Genomic DNA, 4,031 nt, shown 5'->3' on the forward strand with positions numbered 1-4,031 from the left:
TTCGTCTGCATAGCGGTTATTGCTGTTGCGTTTACGATGTCCTTGACCGAGCAGGCGCGCGAGAGGTCGTTTGCGGGTTTTGCGAGGCCTTGCAGGATGGGTCCGATGGCGGTGAGGCCTGCGAGGCGCTCGGCGATCTTGTAGCCGATATTGCCGGCGGCGAGGTCGGGGAAGACGAAGACGTTGGGCCGTCCGGTCAGCGGGCTTTCCGGGGCCTTCCTGGCCCGGATCGCCTCGTCGAGCGCGGCGTCGAACTGCATCTCGCCGTCGACCTCGAGACCCGGTGCGGCGGCGCGGATCAAGGCCAGGGCCTCGCGGATGCGGCCGAGGCTCGGATGCTCGGCCGAGCCGGCGGTCGAGAAGGAGAGCAGCGCCACCCGCGGCTCCTCGGCCAGGATGCGCCGGCAGCTGTCGGCGGCCGAGAGCGCGATGGCGGCCAGTTCCCGCGCGTCGGGCTGGATCACCAGCCCGCAATCGGCGAAGATCATCCCGCCCCTGACGGGCGCCCCGGGCCCGCAGGACAGCATCAGGAAGAAGCTCGACACGATGCCGGCCCCGGGCGCCTTGCCGATGATCTGCAGCGCCGCGCGCACGGTGTCGGCGGTGGTGGCGACCGCGCCGCCCACGGTGCCGTCGGCCTGGCCCAGCCGCACCCGCATGGCGGCCTGGCGGATCGGGTCGCGCATCTCGGTGAGCGCGCGCTCGGCGGTCATGCCGCGGGCGGCGCGCATGCGGTGCCAGTGGTCGGCCAGCTCGGCCAGGTCGGGGGCGCCGGCCGGGTCGATGCGGCCGGCGCCCGGGATCTCGGGCCCGCCCATCAGGGTGACGCGCGCCAGCCCCGCGGCCAGCAGGCGGCGGGCGGCCTCGGCGACGCGCGGATCCTCGCCCTCGGGCAGGATGATGTGGCGGTCCAGGGCCTTCGCGGCCTCGTGGATGCGGTCGAGCGGTTTCATGGCTTGCCTCCCCTAGCCCAGGACATGCAGGCCGATGGTGACGAAGACGGCCAGGAACACGGTTTCGGCCAGGATCAGCGCGATGGCGCCGGTGCCGACCTCGAACATCTTCTTCAGCGAGGTCTTGATGCCGACCGCGGCGATGGCGATCAGCAGCGCCCAGCGGGAGAGCTGGCCGGCCAGTTCCGAGACCGCGGCCGGCACCAGCCCCAGGCTGTTGAGCGCCGCCAGCACCAAAAAGCCGATGACGAAGCCCGGCAGGAGCGGCGGCGCCTTGCCGCCCCGGCTGTCGGCCAGCCCGCGCGCCCGGATCGCCAGCGAGAAGCACAGCACCACCGGCGCCAGCATGGAGACGCGGATCAGCTTGACCAGGGTGGCGGTCTCGCCGGCCTCGGGACCGATCGAGAAGCCGGCGCCGACCACCTGGGCCACGTCGTGGATGGTGCCGCCCAGGAAGACGCCGCTGTCGCGCGCGGTGAAGCCGAAGAACCCGGCCAGCATCGGATAGAGCACCATGGCCACGGTCGAGAGCACGGTGACCGAGAGCACGGTGAAGACCAGGTCGCGCTCGGATTTCTCGTGGCGCGGCAGCACCGCGGCGATGGCCATGGCCGCCGAGGCGCCGCAGATCGCCACCGAGCCGCCGGTCAGCAGCGCGAAGCGCCAGCCGCGGCCGACCAGCCGGCTGGCGGCGAGCGCGAAGAGGATGGTCAGCACCACCCCCGCCGCCACCAGCGCGATGGCGCCGGGCCCCAGCGCCGCCAGCATGCCGGCCGAGATGCGCGCGCCCAGGAGCGCCACCCCCAGCCGCAGCACGGTGCGCGCGGTGAAGGCGACGCCCGGGGCGGTGCGGGTGCCGTCCTCGGCCAGGAAGTTCAGCGCCAGGCCCAGGAGCAGCGCCAGCAGCATGGCCGGGGCGCCGTAATGGTCGGACAGGAACTGCGCCGTGGCCGCGACCAGGGCCGAGACCGCGAAGCCCGGAAAGGCCGCCTCGATCAGGCCGCGCGAAGGGATCATGGTGGAAATCATCGTGCTCACCGGGATGCGGGGATGGGGCCGGCGCAGAAGGCTCTGCGCCGGTCTGGGGTCATGGGGTCATGCGGGCGCCGCCGCGGCCTGTCGCGTGCGGCGCGTCCCGCGCCGAGGGGGGCTCTGCCCCCCGCGCTGGCGCGCGCCCCCCGGAGTATTGGCCGAACAGAGTAGGCAAGGCGGGGAAGGCAGGGCGGGGCGGGGCGAGGCGGGGCGGGACGGGACGCAGAAGGCGGGGTGCGGGGGCCGGGAGCCTCCGCACCCCGCACCCGATCAGGCGGCGCCCTGCTGCGGGCGCATGTCGGCCGGGTCGATGCCGGCCACCGCCACCGGCTTCTTCATCGCGTCGCGGCGGAAGGGCTCGCCCAGCTCCTGGTTCAAGAGCACCTCGATGAAGGTGGTCTCGCGGCCCTGCATCTGCCGCTCGACCGCATCGTGCAGCGCCGCCGTCAGCTCCTCCTGGCTGCGCACCTGCACGCCCACCAGCCCGCAGGCCTGGGCGATCTTCGCATAGGAGGTGTCGCGGTCGAGCTCGGTGCCGACGAAGTTGTTGTCGTACCACAGCGTCGTGTTGCGCTTTTCCGCCCCCCACTGGTAGTTGCGGAAGATCACCATGGTGATCGCCGGCCAGTCCTCGCGCCCGCAGGCGGTCATCTCGTTCATCGAGATCCCGAAGGCGCCGTCGCCGGCAAAGCCGATCACCGGCACCTCCGGATTGCCGATCTTGGCCCCCAGGATCGCCGGGAAGCCGTAGCCGCAGGGACCGAACAGCCCCGGCGCCAGGTATTTCCGCCCCGCCTCGAAGCTGGGATAGGCATTGCCGATGGCGCAGTTGTTGCCGATGTCCGAGCTGACGATCGCCTCCTTCGGCACCGCCTGCATGATCGCCCGCCAGGCCTGGCGCGGGCTCATCAGACCGGCGTCGCGGGCCCGCGCCTGCTCGTTCCATTCGGTGCCGGGATCGTCCTCCTCGTGGTCCAGGCTCGACAGTTCCTGCGCCCAGCGGGACCGGGTCTGCGCCACCAGGTCGCGGCGCTCCTGCCGCCCGGCATCGCCGGCGGCCGGGGCCAGCTGCGCCAGGATGCCGCGCGCCACCTTGGCCGCATCGCCCTGGATGCCCACCGCCACCTTCTTGGTCAGCCCGATGCGGTCGGCATTGATGTCGACCTGGATGATCCTGGCATCCTTCGGCCAGTAGTCGATGCCGTAGCCCGGCAGGGTCGAGAACGGATTGAGCCGCGTCCCCAGCGCCAGCACCACGTCGGCCCGGGCGATGATCTCCATCGCCGCCTTCGAGCCGTTGTAGCCCAGCGGCCCCATGGCCAGCGGATGGCTGCCCGGAAAGCTGTCATTGTGCTGGTAGTTCGAGCAGACCGGCGCATCCAGCCGCTCGGCCAGCCCGACCAGGTCGGGAATGGCGCCCGACAGCACCACGCCGGCGCCCGACAGGATCACCGGGAACCGCGCCTCGGAGAGCAGCCTGGCCGCCTCGGCCACCGCCCGCTCGCCGCCCGCCGGCCGCTCGAAGCCCACCACCTGCGGCAGATCCACGTCGATCACCTGGGTCCAGAAGTCGCGCGGGATGTTGATCTGCGCCGGCGCCGAGTTGCGCCAGGCCTGCATGATCACCCGGTTCAGAACCTCGGGGATGCGGCTCGGGTCGCGCACCTCCTCCTGGTAGCAGACGCAATCGGCGAAGATGCGCATCTGCTCCATCTCCTGGAAACCGCCCTGCCCGATGGTCCGGTTCGCCGCCTGCGGCGTCACCAGAAGCAAGGGCGTGTGGTTCCAGTAGGCCGTCTTGACCGGCGTCACGAACCCCGTCACCCCGGGACCGTTCTGCGCGATCGCCATCGACATCCGCCCCGTCGAGCGCGTGAAACCGTCCGCCATCATCCCGGCATTCGTCTCATGCGCACAGTCCCAGAACGTGATCCCGGCCCGCGGAAACAGGTCCGAAACAGGCATCATCGCAGAGCCGATAATGCCAAAGGCATGCTCGATCCCGTGCAATTGAAGGGTTTTGACAAAAGACTCCTCAGTCGTCAT

3 protein-coding genes are annotated in these 4,031 nt (G+C 71.2%); all 3 read right to left on the reverse strand.

Features of this window, described 5'->3' with window-relative positions:
- Positions 1–953 (reverse strand): phosphate acetyltransferase (gene pta / locus BLT64_RS25650; protein ID WP_074810782.1); only part of this gene is annotated, 953 nt, incomplete at its 3' end.
- 12 nt (positions 954–965) lie between these two features.
- A complete protein-coding gene (locus tag BLT64_RS25655) occupies positions 966–1,982 on the reverse strand; it encodes a YeiH family protein (RefSeq protein ID WP_011747340.1) in 1,017 nt (338 codons plus the stop codon).
- 273 nt (positions 1,983–2,255) lie between these two features.
- Positions 2,256–4,031, reverse strand: a 1,776-nt coding sequence (gene xsc / locus BLT64_RS25660) for a sulfoacetaldehyde acetyltransferase (protein WP_074810787.1), incomplete at its 5' end; no start/stop codon positions are given.

The organism is Paracoccus denitrificans (assembly GCF_900100045.1).
GTDB classification, from domain to species: Bacteria; Pseudomonadota; Alphaproteobacteria; order Rhodobacterales; family Rhodobacteraceae; genus Paracoccus; species Paracoccus denitrificans.

Coding starts and splice junctions, on each gene's coding strand:
- BLT64_RS25655 (WP_011747340.1), bottom strand. CDS start 1,982: ATGATTTCCACCATGATCCCTTCGCGCGGCCTGATCGAGGCGGCCTTT.